The 18,009-nt window shown below is 71.6% G+C and carries 13 protein-coding genes; 3 read left to right on the top strand and 10 right to left on the bottom strand.

Features of this window, described 5'->3' with window-relative positions:
- Positions 1 to 535: 535 nt before the first annotated feature.
- Positions 536 to 694: a hypothetical protein gene (locus tag ABZX22_RS18945; protein ID WP_354910468.1), complete on the top strand. Its 159-nt coding sequence runs from the start codon at positions 536 to 538 to the stop codon at positions 692 to 694.
- Here ABZX22_RS18945 and ABZX22_RS18940 read toward each other — a convergent pair.
- The 3 genes from ABZX22_RS18940 to gltB form a co-directional block, all read right to left on the bottom strand.
- Positions 667 to 2,466, bottom strand: a complete 1,800-nt coding sequence (locus ABZX22_RS18940; protein WP_354910466.1) for a S8 family serine peptidase — start codon at positions 2,464 to 2,466, stop codon at positions 667 to 669. The two genes, ABZX22_RS18945 and ABZX22_RS18940, sit on opposite strands and share 28 nt — an antisense overlap.
- A 347-nt stretch (positions 2,467 to 2,813) precedes the next feature.
- Positions 2,814 to 4,265 carry a glutamate synthase subunit beta gene (locus ABZX22_RS18935; protein WP_354910463.1) on the bottom strand — a complete coding sequence of 484 codons (1,452 nt, stop codon included), beginning with the start codon at positions 4,263 to 4,265 and terminating at the stop codon, positions 2,814 to 2,816.
- Positions 4,266 to 4,278: 13 nt separating this feature from the next.
- A complete protein-coding gene (gene gltB / locus ABZX22_RS18930; protein WP_354910461.1) occupies positions 4,279 to 8,787 on the bottom strand; it encodes a glutamate synthase large subunit in 4,509 nt (1,502 codons plus the stop codon).
- Between the two features lie 262 nt (positions 8,788 to 9,049).
- On the opposite strand from gltB, the gene ABZX22_RS18925 reads away from it, so the two are divergent.
- On the top strand, positions 9,050 to 10,609 hold the full coding sequence (locus ABZX22_RS18925) for a bis-aminopropyl spermidine synthase family protein (RefSeq protein WP_354910458.1): 1,560 nt from the start codon (positions 9,050 to 9,052) through the stop codon (positions 10,607 to 10,609).
- Between the two features lie 157 nt (positions 10,610 to 10,766).
- Here ABZX22_RS18925 and ABZX22_RS18920 read toward each other — a convergent pair whose 3' ends face one another.
- From ABZX22_RS18920 to ABZX22_RS18890, 7 genes are all read right to left on the bottom strand, one after another.
- Positions 10,767 to 11,378 carry a hypothetical protein gene (locus tag ABZX22_RS18920; RefSeq protein WP_354910455.1) on the bottom strand — a complete coding sequence of 204 codons (612 nt, stop codon included), beginning with the start codon at positions 11,376 to 11,378 and terminating at the stop codon, positions 10,767 to 10,769.
- Positions 11,379 to 11,389: 11 nt separating this feature from the next.
- Positions 11,390 to 12,178 (bottom strand): hypothetical protein, encoded by a 789-nt coding sequence (locus tag ABZX22_RS18915; protein WP_354910453.1) that lies wholly within the window; start codon positions 12,176 to 12,178, stop codon positions 11,390 to 11,392.
- Entirely contained in the window at positions 12,175 to 12,882 is a 708-nt protein-coding gene (locus tag ABZX22_RS18910) for a VIT1/CCC1 transporter family protein (RefSeq protein WP_354910451.1), read from the bottom strand. Before ABZX22_RS18910 ends, ABZX22_RS18915 begins: the two co-directional genes overlap by 4 nt.
- On the bottom strand, positions 12,882 to 13,880 hold the full coding sequence (gene lgt / locus ABZX22_RS18905) for a prolipoprotein diacylglyceryl transferase (protein ID WP_354910449.1): 999 nt from the start codon (positions 13,878 to 13,880) through the stop codon (positions 12,882 to 12,884). The genes ABZX22_RS18910 and lgt overlap by 1 nt, the downstream gene beginning before the upstream one ends.
- A gap of 51 nt (positions 13,881 to 13,931) precedes the next feature.
- The gene (locus tag ABZX22_RS18900; RefSeq protein ID WP_354910447.1) at positions 13,932 to 14,696 is read right to left on the bottom strand and encodes a thioredoxin domain-containing protein; all 765 of its coding nucleotides are present in this window, start codon (positions 14,694 to 14,696) and stop codon (positions 13,932 to 13,934) included.
- Positions 14,689 to 15,177, bottom strand: a complete 489-nt coding sequence (locus ABZX22_RS18895) for a MauE/DoxX family redox-associated membrane protein (protein WP_354910445.1) — start codon at positions 15,175 to 15,177, stop codon at positions 14,689 to 14,691. Before ABZX22_RS18895 ends, ABZX22_RS18900 begins: the two co-directional genes overlap by 8 nt.
- Positions 15,178 to 15,300: 123 nt before the next feature.
- Complete coding sequence (locus ABZX22_RS18890) at positions 15,301 to 16,146, bottom strand: AraC family transcriptional regulator (protein WP_354910443.1); 846 nt, start codon at positions 16,144 to 16,146, stop codon at positions 15,301 to 15,303.
- 103 nt (positions 16,147 to 16,249) lie between these two features.
- Between ABZX22_RS18890 and ABZX22_RS18885 the strand changes: the two genes are divergently transcribed.
- Complete coding sequence (locus ABZX22_RS18885; protein ID WP_354910441.1) at positions 16,250 to 17,992, top strand: beta-galactosidase family protein; 1,743 nt, start codon at positions 16,250 to 16,252, stop codon at positions 17,990 to 17,992.
- Positions 17,993 to 18,009 lie beyond the last annotated feature (17 nt).

Genomic DNA, 18,009 nt, shown 5'->3' with positions numbered 1-18,009 from the left:
GACGCCACTCGGGCGCGACGGCGGGCCGCCGTCACATCACCCGCAGATCGCCTGGCCGAGCGCCGAACGAACCACGGATCCGCCGACCGCCTGGCCCGTGTGCCGACCGCCCCGCGATCCGGTGAGTCCACCGGTGTCGCGGTCCACAGGGCTGACCGCTCGCGAGCCGTCGAGCCGGGGCCCGCGATCCGGAGACCCCCGACACAGGGCCGCCGGGGCGCGTGACCACGGGGCAGCCGGACCACGGACCGATGAATCCGCAGCCCACCGGCCCAGGTGCCGCCGACCCCACGGACTGCCAGGCCGCCGGACCACGGACCGCCGAACCCACGGACCCCGGACCACGTAACCCGCGAACCACCTAACCCACGATCCACGGAACGCCGGACCCACGGACCACGTAACCCACGGACCACGGACCGTCGGACCGAGGGCCGCCGGTCCACCGAGCCACTGATCCACCGGACTTCACGGGACCGCGACCCAGGAGGCCGCGACCGTGAAGACGTCAGGTCGGAAACCGAACCCTTACCTCATGTTCTACCTCGCCGGCCCGCCTCGCGCCCCGTCTGTGCCGGATCAGATCCGCGCCCTTTCAGACCCGATCTTCTTCCAAGGCGCGAGCGTCATCCAACGCGCGAGCGTCATTCAGGGCGCGAGCGTCATTCAGGGCGCGAGCGTCGCCGCCTTGTAGGCGTTGACGACGCCTCTGCCGTAGAACCCGTTCTTCGCCGTGTCGCCCTCGCAGACGTGGGTCTCTGTCTGCCCGAAGTACTTGTACTGGAAGGCGCGCGGCGACGGGCACGGCTTCGGTGTCGCGCTCGAGTACATCAGTCGCTCGACCGAGGCCGCGTCCATGGTCACCCCGCCGGGGCCCGGGCGGCCGAAGCGGCTGATGAGGATCGCGGCGACGCCGGTGGCGTGCGGCGCGGCCATCGAGGTGCCGTCCAGGTACTGGTAGTAGGCGCACCTGCCATCGTGGCAGTCACGGACGACCTCCGCGGTCTTGGGCATGCCCGCCGCGTCGATCTTGTTCGTCGCGCGCATCGCGGCGGTGGGTGCCGCGGCCAGGATGGACCTGGTGGGCGAGATGCCGCCGCCGTCGAGCGAGTCGCCGCCGGGCGCGGACAGGTCGGTCTGCTCGATGCCGTAGTCGGAGTAGACCGCCTTGCGTCCCGACGGGCCGAGCGCGGCGATGGAGATGACGCCGTTCGACTCGACCGGCACGTTCAGGCAGGTGTTGTCGATCGTGCGGGACCGCTGGGAGTCCTTGGGGTAGTTGGGGCTCTTGTCGTCGGTGCGCGGGTGGCCCAGATCGGTGGAGCCGTTGCCGAGGGCGGCGATCACCGTGACGCCCTTGCTGCGGGCGTAGTCGATGGCGCGCTGCATACCGGTGATGATGGCGCGCTGCTCCGTCCGTTCGCGTTGGCTGTCGGCCTTGTTGTTCGGACAGTTGAACATCCACGGATCGAGGTAGTAGCTCATGTTCACCACGTCGACGCCGGCGTCGGCGGCGTAGGTGAGCGCGTCGAGGCTGGGCTTGAGGAAGAACATGCCGGAGTCCTGGCCCGCCCGCAGGTTGAGCAGCTGCACGTTGGGGGCGACGCCCGCGATGCCCTTGCCGTTGATCGGGGAGCCGATGGTGCTGGCGACGTGGGTGCCGTGCCCGTCGTCGTCGACGTCCACGGGGTCCTTGCAGCTCTTGACCTCGCAGGGTCCGTCGAGGGGCTGGCCCTTGGGGTCCTTGGGCCGGTCGGTGACGAAGTTGCGGCTGAGCTCCCGGTTGAAGTTGGGGGCGATGTCGGGGTGTTTGCCGTCGATGCCGGTGTCGATGACGCCGACGAGCACCTTCTTGTCGCCGGGCGCGATCGCGTTGGCACGGTCGGCACCGATCATCTTCATGTCCCACTGGCGGGAGGCCAGCGGTTCGGCGGCCCGGGTGCCGGGCGCTCTCATGTCCGGCATGACAGCGGGGCGGGCCGACAGGGGCCGGTCGGGGAGGGCGGAGGCGTCGGCGCGTCCGGCTGCCATCCCGGCCTGTCCCGGGCGGAGGGCAGCCCGTCGGTCCGGGGCCGAGACGTCGGCGCGCCCCGCTGCCACCCCGGCCTGCCCTTGTCCTGGACGGAGGGCGGCCCACTGGTCCCGGGCGGAGGCGTCGGCGCGTCCCGCTTCGGGGTGGAGGGCGGCCCATCGGTCCTGGGCGGCGGCCGAGGCGAAGCCGATCGGGCGGTCGCTGGAGACTCCCACGATCGCCGCGTCACGGGCGAGCGTGTCGACGAACGCGCCTCCGGTTCCCTTCGCCACCACGTATCCGAGCTTGGGCTCGACCGACACGGCACGGCCGCCGTGGGCGGCGATCGCGGCGACGGCCTGGGCCTGCCTGCCCGCGGCGTAGAAGACCAGGTAGTCGGCGTCCGCGGAGGAGACCGGCCGCGCGAGCGTGGCGGCGGTCGTGCATGCGGTCACCGACATCGCCATCGCTGCCGTGAGAAGTCCCAAGGTGATACGCCGCATAGAAACCCCCGTTTTCGGTCGCCGCATACGAGGGGAGCATCTTGTCGAGACCATTCCCCGTCTGCAACTTATTCACCCCTTTGTGTGTTTTATCGCGATCTTTGCTGCATGTTGGTCACGTGCGCCAGCGCGCCACGCCGCGTAGGCGTACATCATCGCCGTGGTGTGCGCCGGACGATCCGGCCGGGGCCGTGCCGGCCACCGCGATGGCGAGGGCGGCGGCGCAGCGCCGTACGGGAGACGACGAGAACGCCCGCCCGGGAAGCCCGGGCGGGCGTTCGTCGTTGACCTCGGCCGCGTCACACCAGCGGGCGCGCCGTCGGCAGGATCGGGTACGGCAGCGCCGTCTCGCCGGTCAGGAAGCGGTCCACGCCGGACGCGGCCGCCCGCCCCTCGGCGATGGCCCACACGATGAGCGACTGGCCGCGTCCCATGTCCCCGGCGACGAACACGCCGTCGACGTTGGTCATGTAGGTCTTGTCGCGCGCCACGTTGCCCCTGGCGTCGTAGTCCACGCCGAGGTCCTGCAGCAGCGCCCCCTTCTCGGGGCCGACGAAGCCCATCGACAGGGTGACCAGCTCGGCGGGGATCTCCCGCTCGGTGCCGGGGATCGGCTTGAATCCGGCCTGCGGCCCCTCGACCTCGACCAGGCGCAGTGCCCTGACGTTGCCGTCGGCGTCGCCGACGAACTCGGTCGTGGAGACCGCGTAGACCCGTCCGCCGTCCGCGTCGGCCAGCTCCTCGTGGGCGCTCTCCATCTTGAACAGGATGGGGAACGTCGGCCAGGGCTGCGAGCCGGGCCGCGCGGCGGGCGGCTGGGGCATGATCTCCAGCTGGGTCACCGAGGCGGCCCCCTGGCGGATCGCGGTGCCGATGCAGTCGGCTCCGGTGTCGCCGCCGCCGATCACCACGACGTGCTTGCCGCGGGCGTTGATCGGGGAATCGTCGAAGTCCCTGTTGGCCGGCGGGAGGTACTCCATCGCCTGGTGGACGCCCTTGAGGTCGCGTCCGGCGACCGGCAGGTCGCGCCAGGCGGTGGCGCCGCCCGACAGCACGATCGCGTCGAACTCCTCGCGCAGCTGGGCGGCGGTGATGTCGACGCCGACGTTCACCGAGGTCCTGAACTCGGTGCCCTCGGCGCGCATCTGCTCCAGGCGCCGGTCGATGTGGCGCTTCTCCATCTTGAACTCGGGGATGCCGTAGCGCAGCAGCCCGCCGACGGCGTCGGCCCGCTCGAAGACCACGACGTCGTGGCCGGCGCGGGTGAGCTGCTGGGCGGCGGCCAGGCCCGCGGGGCCCGAGCCGACGACCGCGACCTTCTTACCGGTCTTCACGGCGGGGGGCTGCGGCGTCACCCACCCCTCGGTGAAGGCGCGGTCGATGATCTCGACCTCGACCCGCTTGATCGCCACGGGGTCGGAGTTGATGCCGAGCACGCAGGCCGCCTCGCACGGTGCGGGGCAGAGCCTGCCGGTGAACTCGGGGAAGTTGTTGGTGGCGTGCAGCCGCTCGATCGCCTCACGCCAGTCGTGGCGGTAGACGAGGTCGTTCCACTCGGGGACGAGGTTGCCGAGCGGGCAGCCGTTGTGGCAGAACGGGATGCCGCAGTCCATGCAGCGGGCGGCCTGCTTGGTCAGCTTCGGCGCGGGGAAGTCCTCGTAGACCTCCCGCCAGTCGCGGATGCGGACGTCGACGGGACGGCGCGCCGGCAGCTCCCGGTCGTGCGTGAGGAAACCCTTGGGGTCGGCCATGGTGTGCGCCTCCTTAACCCTGAACCGCGGCGGCCATGACCGCCTCGTCGATGTCCCTGCCTTCGATGCGGGCGGCCTCGGCGGCCTGCAGCACCCGCTTGTAGTCGGTCGGCATGACCTTGCCGAACCTGGTGAGCGCGCCGTCCCAGTCGGCCAGCAGTTCCTTGGCGACGGGGGAGCCCGTCTCCTCGAAGTGCCTGCCGACGGTCTCGTGCAGGAAGGCGGCGTCCTTGTCGGTCAGCGGCTCGATGGCGACCATCTCGCGGTTGACCCGCTCGGCCCGCAGGTCGAGCAGGTAGGCGACACCGCCCGACATGCCGGCGGCGAAGTTGCGCCCGGTCGGGCCGAGCACGACGACCTTGCCGCCCGTCATGTACTCGCAGCCGTGGTCGCCGACGCCCTCGACGACCGCGGTGGCGCCGGAGTTGCGGACGCAGAAGCGCTCGCCGACCACGCCGCGGATGAACACCTCTCCCGACGTCGCGCCGTACAGGGCGACATTTCCGGAAATGATGTGGCCGTCCAGCGGGGCGGTGTCGTGCGGGCGGAGCGTGATCCGGCCGCCGGACAGGCCCTTGCCCAGGTAGTCGTTGGCGTCGCCGGTCAGCCGCAGGGTCACGCCGCGCGGCACGAACGCGCCGAAGGAGTTGCCCGCCGAGCCGGTGAAGCTCACGTCGATCGTGTCGTCGGGCAGGCCCGCGCCGCCGTACCGCCTGGTCACCTCGTAGCCGAGCATGGTGCCGACGGTGCGGTTGACGTTGCGGATCGGCAGGTCGAGCGTGACCGGGGTGCCGTGCTCCAGCGCGCCCTCGGCCAGGGCGATGAGCGTGTTGTCGAGCGCCTGCTCCAGGCCGTGGTCCTGGGCCACGGTACGGCGCAGCGGCGTGCCCTCGGGCAGCTCGGGCCGGTGCAGGATCGGCGACAGGTCCAGGCCGTTGGCCTTCCAGTGGTCCTCGGCCGCGCTCATGTCGAGCATCTCGACGTGCCCGATCGCCTCGTCGAGCGAGCGGAAGCCCAGCTCGGCGAGGTATTCGCGGATCTCCTCGGCGATGAACTCGAAGAAGTTCACCACGAACTCGGGCTTGCCGCTGAAGCGGCTGCGCAGCTCGGGGTTCTGGGTGGCGACGCCCACGGGGCAGGTGTCGAGGTGGCAGACACGCATCATGACGCAGCCGGACACGACCAGCGGAGCGGTGGCGAAGCCGTACTCCTCGGCGCCGAGCAGGGCGGCGATGACCACGTCGCGGCCCGTCTTGAGCTGGCCGTCGACCTGGACGACGATGCGGTCGCGCAGGCCGTTCAGCAGGAGCGTCTGCTGGGTCTCGGCCAGGCCGAGCTCCCACGGGGCGCCCGCGTGCTTGAGCGAGGTCAGCGGGGAGGCGCCGGTGCCGCCGTCGTGGCCGGAGATCAGCACGACGTCGGCGTGCGCCTTGGAGACGCCCGCGGCGACCGTGCCGACGCCGACCTCGGCCACCAGCTTCACGTGGACCCTGGAGACCGGGTTGGCGTTCTTCAGGTCGTGGATGAGCTGGGCCAGGTCCTCGATGGAGTAGATGTCGTGGTGCGGCGGCGGCGAGATGAGGCCGACGCCGGGCGTGGAGTGCCTGGTCTTGGCGATCCACGGGTAGACCTTGTGGCCGGGCAGCTGGCCGCCCTCACCGGGCTTGGCGCCCTGGGCCATCTTGATCTGCAGGTCGTCGGCGTTGACCAGGTACTCGCTGGTCACGCCGAACCGGCCGCTGGCCACCTGCTTGATCGCGCTGCGCCGGGCGGGGTCGTACAGGCGCTCGGGCTCCTCGCCGCCCTCACCGGTGTTGGACTTGCCGCCGAGCCTGTTCATCGCGATGGCGAGCGTCTGGTGCGCCTCCATCGAGATGGAGCCGTAGGACATGGCGCCGGTGGAGAAGCGCTTGACGATCTCCGAGACCGGCTCGACCTCCTCCAGCGGCACGGGCGCCCGGTCGGACCTGAAGGTGAACAGGCCGCGCAGCGTCATCAGCTTCTCGGCCTGCGAGTCGACCAGGCCGGTGTACTCCTTGAAGATCTCGTAGCGGCGGCTGCGCGTGGCGTGCTGCAGCTTGAAGACCGTCTCGGGGTTGAACAGGTGCGGCTCGCCCTCGCGCCGCCACTGGTACTCGCCGCCCACGTTGAGCCGCCGATGGGCGTTCTCGACGCGCGGGTAGGCGTGGCGGTGGCGGGCGGCGGCCTCCTCGGCGAGCACGTCGAAGCCGACGCCGCCCAGGCGCGAGGTGGTGCCGACGAAGCAGGTGTCGACGACCTCCTCGCCCAGGCCGAGCGCCTCGAAGATCTGCGCGCCGGTGTAGCTGGCCACCGTGGACACGCCCATCTTGGACATGACCTTGATGACACCCTTGCCGTAGGCCTTGATCAGGTTGCGCACGGCCTTCGGCTTGTCGACCTGGAGCATGCCGGTGTCGACCATGTCCTCGACGGTCTCGATGGCGAGGTAGGGGTTGACGGCGCCGGCGCCGTACCCGATGAGCAGCGCCATGTGGTGGCACTCGCGCGCCTCGCCGGTCTCGATGACCAGGCCGATCTTGGTGCGGGTCTTCTCGGCGATGAGGTGGTGGTGGACGGCGCCGGTCAGCAGCAGCGACGGGATCGGCGCGAGCCGCTCGGAGAAGCCGCGGTCGGACAGCACGATGACGCGCGCGCCGCCCGCGATCGCCTCGGAGACCTCGGCGCAGATGGCGGCCAGCCGGTCGCGCAGCGCCTGCCCGCCGCCGGCCACCTCGTACAGGCCGCTGACGACGTAGGGGTGGAAGCCGGGCAGGTGGCCCTCGTCGTTGATGTGGATGATCTTGGCGAGCTCGTCGTTGTCGATCACCGGGTACGGCAGGACCAGCTGCCGGCACGAGGCGGGGCCGGGCTCGAGCAGGTTGCCCTCGGGGCCGAGCGTGCTGGCCAGCGAGGTGACCAGCTCCTCGCGGATGGCGTCCAGCGGCGGGTTGGTGACCTGGGCGAACAGCTGGCTGAAGTAGTCGAACAGCAGCCTGGGCTTCTCGCTCAGCACGGCGACGGGCGTGTCGGTGCCCATCGAGCCGATCGGCTCCTGGCCGGTCCTGGCCATGGGGCCCAGGATGATCCGCAGCTCTTCCTCGGTGTAGCCGAAGGTCTGCTGCCGCTTGACCAGCGTCTCGTGGGTGGGCAGCTCGTGGGCGCGGGCGGGCAGCTCCTCGAAGCGCACCAGACCCGCGTGCAGCCAGTCCTCGTACGGGTGCGCCGAGGCCAGCTCGGCCTTGATCTCGTCGTCCTCGATGATCTTGCCGCGGGCGGTGTCGATGAGGAACATGCGGCCGGGCTGCAGGCGGCCCTTGCGGACGACGTCCTCCGGCGCGAAGTCGAGCACACCGGCCTCGGAGGCCAGCACGACCAGGCCGTCGGTGGTCACCCAGAACCGGCCGGGGCGCAGCCCGTTGCGGTCGAGGACGGCTCCGGCCAGCGTGCCGTCGGTGAAGGTGATCGAGGCGGGGCCGTCCCAGGCCTCCATCATCGAGGAGTGGAACTCGTAGAAGGCCCGGCGCTGCGGGTCCATCTCGGTGTGGTTCTCCCACGCCTCGGGGATCATCATCAGCACCGCGTGCGGCAGCGAGCGCCCGCCCAGGTGCAGCAGCTCCAGCGTCTCGTCGAAGGAGGCGGTGTCGGAGCCGTCCGGGTCGCAGATCGGGAAGAGCCGCTCCAGGTCGCCGGGGATGAGGTCGGAGGCCAGCATCGCCTCGCGGGCGCGCATCCAGTTGCGGTTGCCCTTGACCGTGTTGATCTCGCCGTTGTGGGCGACGTAGCGGTAGGGGTGGGCCAGCGGCCAGCTCGGGAAGGTATTGGTCGAGAAGCGCGAGTGCACCAGCGCGATGGCGGTGTCGTAGCGCTCGTCGGACAGGTCGGGGAAGAACGGCTCGACCTGCAGCGGGGTGAGCATGCCCTTGTAGACCAGGGTGCGGCTGGACAGTGAGGGGAAGTAGACGTCCGCCTCGTGCTCGGCCCGCTTGCGCAGGCAGAAGGCGAGCCGGTCCAGCTCCAGGCCGCTGCCGCCGTTCGGGTCGGCGACGAACAGCTGGCTGAAGTGGGGCATGACGGCGCGGGCGCTCGGGCCCGCGTTCGAGGTGTCCACGGGGACCTCGCGCCAGCCGAGGACCGTCAGACCCTCCTGCGCCGCGATCTCCTCGATGAGCCGCACGGCGCTCTGCCGGGCCTGGCCGTCGACGGGCAGGAAGGCCATGCCCACGGCGTAGTGGCCGGGCTGGGGCAGCGGGAAGCCGGTGACGGCCCGCAGGAAGGCGTCGGGGATCTGCGTCAGGATGCCGGCGCCGTCGCCGGTGTCCGGCTCACTACCCTTGGCCCCCCGGTGGTCGAGATTGCACAGCGCCGTCAGGGCCTTCACGACGATCCCGTGGTCTCGGCGCCCGTTCGCGTCCGCGACCATGGCGACACCGCAGGCGTCGTGCTCGTTGGCGGGGTGGTAGAGGCCCTGGGGGGCGGGGAACCCGATGTGGGCAGCAGGCATTGAATCCCTCCCGTCGTCATCGTCTGCTTTGGTGTTGCAGGCGGGGACGACGTTGGCCCTGCTGCTGTTCGGTGGGTAGAGGGTATCGCACCCTGCCGGATTAGTGCCCACCCGGTCCACATCGCGAACATTCACAATATTTCGGCATGTGGACTCAGGTGTCCCAACACGCGATACCTTCCACATATTCCTCACTGATGTCCGCCCAGTCGCCGGCGCCGGGCGCGCAGGCGCTCCCCCATCGCGCGGCTAAGGTTGCTCCATGGAACGCGACGGCCTCGAAGCCCTGCTGGCGAGCGCGGGCGCCGACGGCAAGCGGCTGCGCCACGCTCTCATGCTCGTGTGCGACAGCCAGTGGTGGACCCTGGCCGACCTGGTCAGGGCGAGCGCCACCTCCAGACGCTCCGTCGAGGCGCTCCTGCGCGAGATCAGGCTCGAACGGCAGGGCGAGCGCTTCCGGGTGCCGCTCCCCCACACCCCCGACTACCAGGACCTGTTCGCGGTCAGCGAGCCGCCCGCCGACCCCGTCGCCCACCTGCTCCCCCACTACGAGCACGTGGTCAAGCGCATGCACCACCTGATCAGGCATGCCCCCGCCGCGCGGCAGGCGCTCGACCACGTCTCCGCCACCGCCGAGACCGTCGTCCGCCGCGCCCTGCTGCTCGGCGCCAGGTTCTGGCTGCCGGGCGCGCGCGTGCTGTGCGTCGGCGACCACGACCTGACCTCCCTCGCCGTACGGCTGGTGCATCCCGAGGCCGAGGTGACGGTGGTCGACATCGACGAGCGCATCCTGGCCTACATCGACGCCCAGGACCTGGGCGTGTCCACGCGGTGGGCCGACCTGCGGCTCGGGCTGCCCGCCTCGGTGCGCGAGCACGACCTGGCCGTCACCGACCCGCCGTACACGCCGGAGGGGGTGGGGCTGTTCGTGGGCCGCGCCGTCGAGGGGCTGAAGGACGACGGCCGGATCCTGCTGGCCTACGGCGCGAGCGAGCGCACGCCCATGCTCGCGCTCAAGGTGCAGCACACGCTGTCGGCACTCAACCTCGCCTACGAGGCGGTCTACCCCGACTTCAACCGCTACTTCGGCGCGGAGGCGATCGGCTCGGCCGCCGACCTGTACATCCTGCGGCCCACGACGAAGACCCGCCCCGCCGTCGCGGCCCGCGTCGACAAGCTCGCGACCGCGATCTACACCCACGGGCCGCAGTCGATCGAGTCGGCGCCCAAGGGGGCCGGGAAACCCCAGGGCGGTCCGGGCACGGGGCCCGACCTCGCGCCCGGGTTCGCGCCCGACCTGCTCGTCGGCGACTGGCCCAAGGAGCTGCCCCAGCCGCGCGCCAGGCTGGCCACCTGGCTGACCAAGCCGCACGCGACCGCGCCCTCGACGGTGGCGATCGCGGTGCCGGCGGGGCTCGAGGCCGCGCTCCCCCGCCTGCTGCTGGCCGGCCGCGCCGCGCGCGTGCGGGTCCACCTGGCCCAGCCGCCGCGCGACCTGCCGCGGCTCCCGGACGTCTACGAGATCACCATGGACGGCCCGGTCCTGGACGCGGTACGGCTGCCGCCGCCCGCCGACGAGACGGGCCGGCTGGTGCGCCGGGTCCTGGACAACGCCCACGGCAAGGCGGCCAACACCTGGCGGGAGGGGCTGATCGCCGCCGCCGCGGCCAGGGGCGTGACGCTGACCAAGAACGACGCCAGGGCGCTCATCCGGGCGGCCGCCCCGTGGGTGGAGTCGGTCACCGTGCTGGAGCTGCCGCTCCACCGCCTGGAGTCGCTGCCCGAGGCGGTCGCCGCCACCCTCGCGGCCCTCCCCCGCTGACGGGCCCGGCGCCCGCCTCCGCCGCGGGACAAGGTGCCGGGCGGCGCGGCCCCGCACCGAGCTCAGGTCGCGCGACCGGGCGGCCTCAGGCGGCGGCTCAGGTGGGGCGGGCCTCAGGCGGGCTCAGGCGGGCTCAGGTGGCGGGCCTCAGGCGGGCTCAGGTGGCGGCGATGACGCGGTCCGCGACGACCGCGCGGGCCAGGCCGTCGAGCGCGATCTGCGGGTGGACGAGGTCGTGGTCGCCGCCGCCGACCGGCCCGACCCAGCTCACCGTCACGAAGTGGCCGAGGGCCCGGGCCTGCGCCCTGCTGCGGGCGGCGTCGAAGGCGACTGTCTGCCGGACGAAACCGCTCGATCCCAGCGCGGACACCAGCGCGTCGGCGGCCCGTCCGTCGGTCAGGTTGAACAGCAGGAACTGGCCCGCGACCGTCCGGTCCGCGCTGGTGTAGGCGGCGTGCAGGACCTGCGTGCAACCCTCGGCCGCCACGCCCGCCAGCATCTCGCCGCAGTCGTCCAGCAGGCCGGAGGAGCCGCGCACCATGGTGACCCCGCCAGAGGCGAGCGTCGTGGTCTGCGGGCCGAGGACCTCGGCCACGGTGAGCGGCGTGGGGTCGAGCGCGGCGGTGTCGATGACGGCGTACTGCGCCGAGGTCCGCTCGCCGGCGAAGACCCCGGGTCGCGGCCCGTCGCCGCGCAGGAAGAGATAGGCCGTGGCGGCGGCGAGCGCCACCAGGGCGACCAGGACGGGGATGAGAACGCGGCGCGGCACGGTCATCAAGCCTAGGAGGTGCCGGTGAGCGCCACGACCCGCTTGAACAGAGCCTTCTCGGCGGCCCGCACGGTCAGGGCGAGGTTGGCGAAGTCGTCCCTGGGTGCGGGCTCGGCGCCGTCGGCGCGCGCCAGCCACACCAGCGCCACGTAGTGGCCGAGCGCGTAGGCGCCGCCCTCGGTGTAGGCGTCAGGGGGGAAGGCGGTGACCGGACGCACCCAGCCGCCCCTGTGCAGCGACTTCAGCGACTCGACCAGCTCGCCCGCGACCTTGGCGTCGTTGAGGTTGAGCAGCGTGAACTGGGCCAGGTAGCGGCCGTCGGCGCTGGTGTAGGCGGCGCGCGCGGCCTGCGAGCAGCCCGCCTCGGCGGCCTGGGTGACCAGCTCCGCGCCCCAGAGGGCGGCCGCGCAGTCGGCGTCGACGACCTTCTCCGAGAGTTTGAAGGTGACCTTGTGCGCCCCGGTGAGGGTCCTGCCGGGGAACAGCTCCTTGGCGGTGAACGGCTTGGCGTCCTTGGCCCGCTCGGCGATGGGCTCGAACACCTTGGGCGAGGCCCATCCCTCGAACCGCTCCGGCCGTAGCCCCTCGACGGTCAGCCCGGCGGCCTGCTGCGGCTCGGTCCTGGCGTCGGCGCCGAGCGCGGCGACGACGGAGGTGAGCGTCACGGCGGCGACGAGCACGCCCGCGACGCAGGCGATGATCACCAGCAGGCGCTGCTGCTCCGGCTTCAGCCCCCAGTCGGTCAGCAGGGGGAGGTTCCAGTCGGGCGGCGGTGTCTTCCGTCGTTTCCTGGTGCTCACAGCCCGCCCGTTCCTCCGATCAGGTGGCCGAGTCCGAAGGTGAGGCCCGCCGCCACGACCCCGACGACGAGCTGGCGCAGGCCGGAGTACCACCAGCTGCGGGCGGTGACGGTGGAGACCAGCGCGCCCGCCCCGAACAGCGCCAGGCACGACAGCACGGCCGAGGCGGTCAGGCTCGTGACGCCGAGCAGGTACGGCAGCAGCGGCAGGAGCGCGCCCACGCTGAAGGACAGGAACGACGACACCGCGGCGGTCTTGGGTGAGGGCAGGTCGGCAGCGGTGACGCCCAGCTCGGCCTGGGTGTGGACCTCCAGCGCCCGGTGCGGGTCGCGGGAGATCTGCCTGGCCACCTCGGCGGCGAGCTCCGGGTCGACGCCCTTGTCGATGTAGGCCTGGGCGAGCTCTTCCTGCTCGGCCTCGGGATGCCGGGCGAGCTCGCGCCGTTCGACGTCGATCTCGGCGAGGGCCAGCTCGCGCTGGCTGGCCACCGAGACGTACTCGCCGCCCGCCATGGAGAACGCGCCCGCGGCCAGCCCCGCGATGCCGGCGAGCGCGATCACCTTGGTGTCGCCGGTGCCGCCCGCGACACCGGCGATGAGCGCGAAGTTGGACACCAGCCCGTCCATCGCGCCGAAGACCGACGGGCGCAGCCATCCGCCGTTGACGTCACGATGCTGGTGGTGGATCTCCGCGCGCCCGCTCATCAGGACTTCTCTTCCTCCGGTACGGCCTGGGCCTTGCCGTCCCCTTCCCCGTCGGGCGCCTTGTCCTCGTCGTCGTTCCGCTCGCTCCCCGCGCTGTCCTCCTCACCGGCGGGCGGCGCCTGCTCGGCGGCGGTGACGCCGCCGGACGGGTCGGCCGAGGGCGAGACGACGATCTCCTCGGTTTCCTTGTTCCTGGTGGCCCAGAAGTAGACCAGGGCGCCGACGAACAGCACGAGCGCGGTCCACTGGTTGATGCGCAGGCCGAGGAAGTGGACGGCGTGGTCGACGCCGCCGACGGGGTCGACCCGCAGCCCCTCGATCCAGAACCGGCCGAGGGTGTAGCCGGCCACGTAGAGCGCGAACAGCCTGCCGTGGCGCAGCGTGAACCGCTTGCCCACCCAGATCAGCAGGAAGCCGAGCGCGACGTTCCACAGCGACTCGTACAGGAACGTCGGGTGGTAGAGCCCGGTGTAGCCCTCGATCGTGCCCGCCTTGCCCGGCTCGATCTCCAGCCCCCAGGGCAGCGTCGTCGGGCTGCCGAACAGCTCCTGGTTGAAGTAGTTGCCCCACCGGCCGATGGCCTGGGCGAAGGCGATGCCGGGCGCGACGGTGTCGGCCACCGCGCCCAGCGACAGCCCCCGCTTGCGGCAGGCCAGCCAGACGCCCACGCCGCCGAGCGCGATCGCCCCCCAGATGCCGAGCCCGCCGTTCCAGATGAACAGCGCCTCGTACGGCTCGTTGGGCGCCCGGTCACCGAAGTAGAGCTGCCAGTCGGTGATGACGTGGTAGAGGCGGCCGCCGATCAGGCCGAAGATCACCGCCGGGACGGCGATGTCGACGATCGTTCCGGGCGTGCCGCCGCGAGCCCGCCAGCGACGCTCGCTGATCCAGACCGCGACGATGACGCCCAGGACGATGCACAGGGCGTAGGCCCTGATCGGGATCGGGCCGAGGTACCAGACCCCCTGGGAGGGGCTGGGAATCGAGGCAAGGGGCATGTCAGTGGAGAGTAGCGGACCGAGGGCTAGTTGGCGGCATCGAGCCGAGGGCTACTTGCCGGCATCGAGAACGACCCTGCGCAGCTCGCTGGGCACGAAGGCGACGTCCTGCTCCATCTTGGTGCCGTTGAGCTTGACCGTCGGCGTGCCCTCGATCTTGGCCGCGGCGAGGGCCTTGTCGCTGTCGGCGATGTGGGTCTGGGCGTGCTTCTGCGAGGTCACGCAGGTGGCGAAGTCGGGGGCGGTGACGCCGGCCTCCTTGCCGAGCTCGACCAGCTCGGCGGTGGTGAAGCCCTCGACGTGCTCCTGGGGCTGCTTCTCGAAGAGCTTGTCGTGGAAGGCCATCCACTGCTTGCCGTCGGTGACGCAGCGGGCCGCGGCACCGGCGCGTACCGAGTTGCTCCGGGTGACGCCCTTGTTCATCTGCGGCGGGAAGATCGTCAGCGGGTGGTAGACGACCTTGGCCTTGCCCTCGGCGGCCAGGTTCTTGAACGTGGCGCCGCTGGTCTTCTCCAGCTGCTTGCAGGCGGGGCACTGGAAGTCTTCGTAGATGTCGATGACGGGGGCGGTCACGCCCGGGTTGGCCATCACGGCCGTGCCGTCGCTCTGCAGCGCGATGGGCGCGAGGTTGTCGCCGGCCTGCTCCGACTGGCTCTGGTTGGCCGCGTACAGCCACCCGGCGCCGACGGCCGCGAGGGCGACGACGCCCACGGTGACGTAGGTGGCCATGCGCTTGCGCTGGTCCTGCTTCTTGTCGGCCTCGCGCTGCGCCTTGATCCTGTCCCGCGCGGACTGTTCCCGCTGGGCCTTACTCATCGTCGTCCCCTTCGAAGTCATCACTGTGCCCGCTTCCCCCCGCCAGCCCGAGGGCGGCGTCCAGGGCGAACCGCCCCGGAGGGAAGCGAACGGTCCACGCGGCCAGCAGCACCAGGCCGAAGTCGCGGACGATGTCGAGCAGGTAGCTCGGCTCCTCCCACGCCTTGAGCTCGCCGCCGCCGCCGAAGCAGCCGCAGTCGATCCGCAACCCGTTGGCCCACGCCCACGCGATACCGAAGACGAAGGCCAGCATGAGGAGCCCGCCCACCACCGCGGCCACCCTGGTGAGCAGGCCGGCCACCAGCAGCACGCCGACGACGATCTCCACGATCGGCAGGGCGTAGCCCACTGCCGTGGCGATCGCCTCGGGCAGCAGCTGGTAGGCCTTGACGGCCAGGACGGAGTTGTAGATGCTACCGATCTTCAGGCCGCCGGCCACGATCAGCACTCCACCCAGGACCAGTCGAGCGACGGTCGTCACCCAGGGTATCGCCACCCTCGCACGCTGTAGCGGTTGCAACGCGGTCACATGCCTCTCCTCTGTTGTCGCACCTGGGAATGCGCACAGTACCTGGGTGTCATCTGATCACGTGCTGAATAAGGCTCAACTAAGGTCGGCGGTCACCAGACCGCCGTGTTGCTGAGCGCGGAACTCGCTGGGCGGCAGGCCCGCCCTGCGGGTGAAGATCCTGGTGAAGTAGGCGGGGTCGTCGTAGCCGACCCGCCTGGCGATCGCGGCGACCGGCAGCTCCGAGCCGGCCAGCAGGTCCTTGGCCCGGTTGAGCCTGATCGACAGCAGGTAGTCCTTGGGGCTGCAGCCGGCCAGGCGGCGTACCACCACGCGCAGGTCGCCGACCGTCATGCCGAGCCGTTTGGCGTGCTCGGCGACGGAGATGGGCAGGCAGGCGTCCCTGGCCAGGCCCGCCAGCACCGGGTGGCCGGTGGCGTCCTCGTCGGCCCTGGCGTGCCGGAGCGCGACGAGGACCTCGTGGACCAGCGCGGAGGTCTCGACCTCCAGGTAGGGGCTGCCCCTGCGGATGGCCTGCGCGATGCGGCCGATGGCGTGCGCGGCGGGCTCGGCGGTGGTCAGCGGGGTGACGGGCGTGGCCGTGTCGACGAAGCCGAGGTCCTGGTAGGCGGTGGCGGCGGGCCCGGTGAAGTCGACGAACCATTCGACCCAGCCGGTGTCGTGCGGCGCGTAGTGGTGCTTGACGCCGGGCAGCAGCCACAGGACCGACGGGGCGATGACCTCCACGGGCACGCCGCCGGCATGGGAGAACCAGCCGTTGCCCTGGGTGACGACGACGGCGACGTGGTGGTCGAGCGCGCGCGGGCCCACGGTGGGCAGCCGGCCCTCCAGGTGGCCGACGCCGAGGCAGACGAGGCCGAGCCTGCGGTGAGCGGGGCCTGGGGTGAGGTAGTGCATCCACCGCCGGAAGTCTTCGGCCATCCGCTCCCCCCTTCCGTCCAACAACTTCACCAGCTTTGTCCATGGCCCCTGAGCTGGGGAATCGGCAAGCTGCTACGCGCGGAATCCTATCCCAAGGGGCAAGATGCGATATTTCACGATAAATGGGGGCGCTTTTCGGCTGGACGGCGAGGAGTTCAGGGTGCTGTCAGGCGCCCTGCACTACTTCCGCGTCCTTCCCGAGCAGTGGAGCCACCGGCTGAGGATGCTGAGGGCCATGGGCCTCAACACGGTGGAGACCTACGTGCCGTGGGACCTGCACGAGCCCCGCAAGGGAGAGTTCCGCAGGCTCGACGAGCTGGGCGCCTTCCTCGACGCCGCGGCGGCCGAGGGGCTGCTGGCCATCGTCAGGCCCGGGCCGTACATCTGCGCGGAGTGGGACAACGGCGGCCTGCCCTCGTGGCTGACCGCCGAGCTCGGCCCCCGGGTGCGCACCAGGGACGCCGAGTACCTCTCCCACGTCGAGCGCTTCTTCGACGAGGTCGTCCCGCTGATCGCCGATCGGCAGGTCACCAGGGGCGGCAACGTGATCATGGTGCAGGTCGAGAACGAGTACGGCTCCTACGGCAGCGACGCCGTCTACCTGCGCCACCTGGCCGACGACCTGATCGCGCACGGCGTCGAGGTGCCCCTGTTCACCTCCGACGGCGCCGACGACTTCTACCTGACCGGCGGCACCGTGCCCGGCGTGCTGGCGACCGTGAACTTCGGCTCCGGTCCCGAGGCGGCCTTCGCCAAGCTGCGCGAGCACCGCCCCGACGACCCGCTGATGTGCATGGAGTTCTGGTGCGGGTGGTTCGACCACTGGGGACAGCCGCACGTCACCCGCGACGCCGCCGACGCCGCCGACAACCTGGAGCGGATCCTGGCCGCGGGCGCGTCGGTGAACCTGTACATGGCCCACGGCGGCACCAACTTCGGCACCACCGCCGGCGCCAACCGGGTCGGCGAGCTGGCCCGCGGCGAGTACCGGCCCACGGTCACCTCCTACGACTACGACGCCCCGATCGACGAGCGCGGCGCCCCGACGGAGAAGTTCTGGCGCTTCCGCGAGATCCTGTCCCGGTACAACCCGTCGCCGCCGGACGTGCCCGGACTGCCGCCCGTGCTCCCGCCCTCCGTGGTGCCGCTGGCCGAGTCCGTACGGCTGCGCGACGTCCTGGACGAGGTGGCGGGTCCCGCGGTGACCGCTCCGCTGCCGCCGTCCTTCGAGGATCTCGGCCTGGCCCACGGTCTGGTGCTGTACCAGGTGGAGGTGCCGGGGCCGCGCAGGCCGTACCGGCTGCGGGTGGGCAGCGTGCACGACCGCGCCCACCTGTACGTGGACGGCGAGCTGGCGGCGGTGCTGGAGCGCGACGGCGAGGAGCCGGTGCTGGAGGTGCCGGGCCCGGCGCGGCTGGAGCTGCTGGTGGAGTCGATGGGCAGGACGAACTACGGGCCCGCGCTCGGCGAGCGCAAGGGCCTCATGGCGCCGCCCATGCACGACCGGCAGTACCTGCACGGCGTGACGGCCAGGCCGATCCCGCTGGACGAGCTGCCCGCCCTGCCGTACGGGGAGGGGCCGGGCGCGCAGGTGCCCGCCTTCTTCCGCGGCGCGTTCGAGGCGGCCGAGCCGGCCGACGCCTTCCTCGCCCTGCCCGGGTGGGGCAAGGGATACGTGTGGGTGAACGGTTTCCTGCTCGGCCGTTACTGGGACAGGGGCCCGCAGCGCACGCTGTACGTGCCGTGGCCGCTGCTGCGGGCGGGCGCGAACGAGGTGGTGATCCTGGAGCTGGACCGCGCGGGGTCGCCGGAGCTCGAGCTGCGTCCCGAGCCCGACCTGGGCTAGCGGTCACATGAGGCGGG

Source organism: Nonomuraea sp. NPDC003804 (assembly GCF_040610675.1).
GTDB lineage: Bacteria > Actinomycetota > Actinomycetes > Streptosporangiales > Streptosporangiaceae > Nonomuraea.
Note: the sequence above shows the minus strand (reverse complement) of the source record. Positions and strands in the feature narration are given on the sequence as shown.

Bases quoted from the DNA above. Each gene is read 5' to 3' on its own strand.
- ABZX22_RS18945 (WP_354910468.1), top strand. From the start codon at position 536: ATGTTCTACCTCGCCGGCCCGCCTCGCGCCCCGTCTGTGCCGGATCAG.
- ABZX22_RS18935 (WP_354910463.1), bottom strand. From the start codon at position 4,265: ATGGCCGACCCCAAGGGTTTCCTCACGCACGACCGGGAGCTGCCGGCG.
- gltB (WP_354910461.1), bottom strand. From the start codon at position 8,787: ATGCCTGCTGCCCACATCGGGTTCCCCGCCCCCCAGGGCCTCTACCAC.
- ABZX22_RS18925 (WP_354910458.1), top strand. From the start codon at position 9,050: ATGGAACGCGACGGCCTCGAAGCCCTGCTGGCGAGCGCGGGCGCCGAC.
- ABZX22_RS18910 (WP_354910451.1), bottom strand. From the start codon at position 12,882: ATGAGCGGGCGCGCGGAGATCCACCACCAGCATCGTGACGTCAACGGC.
- lgt (WP_354910449.1), bottom strand. From the start codon at position 13,880: ATGCCCCTTGCCTCGATTCCCAGCCCCTCCCAGGGGGTCTGGTACCTC.
- ABZX22_RS18900 (WP_354910447.1), bottom strand. From the start codon at position 14,696: ATGAGTAAGGCCCAGCGGGAACAGTCCGCGCGGGACAGGATCAAGGCG.
- ABZX22_RS18890 (WP_354910443.1), bottom strand. From the start codon at position 16,146: ATGGCCGAAGACTTCCGGCGGTGGATGCACTACCTCACCCCAGGCCCC.
- ABZX22_RS18885 (WP_354910441.1), top strand. From the start codon at position 16,250: ATGCGATATTTCACGATAAATGGGGGCGCTTTTCGGCTGGACGGCGAG.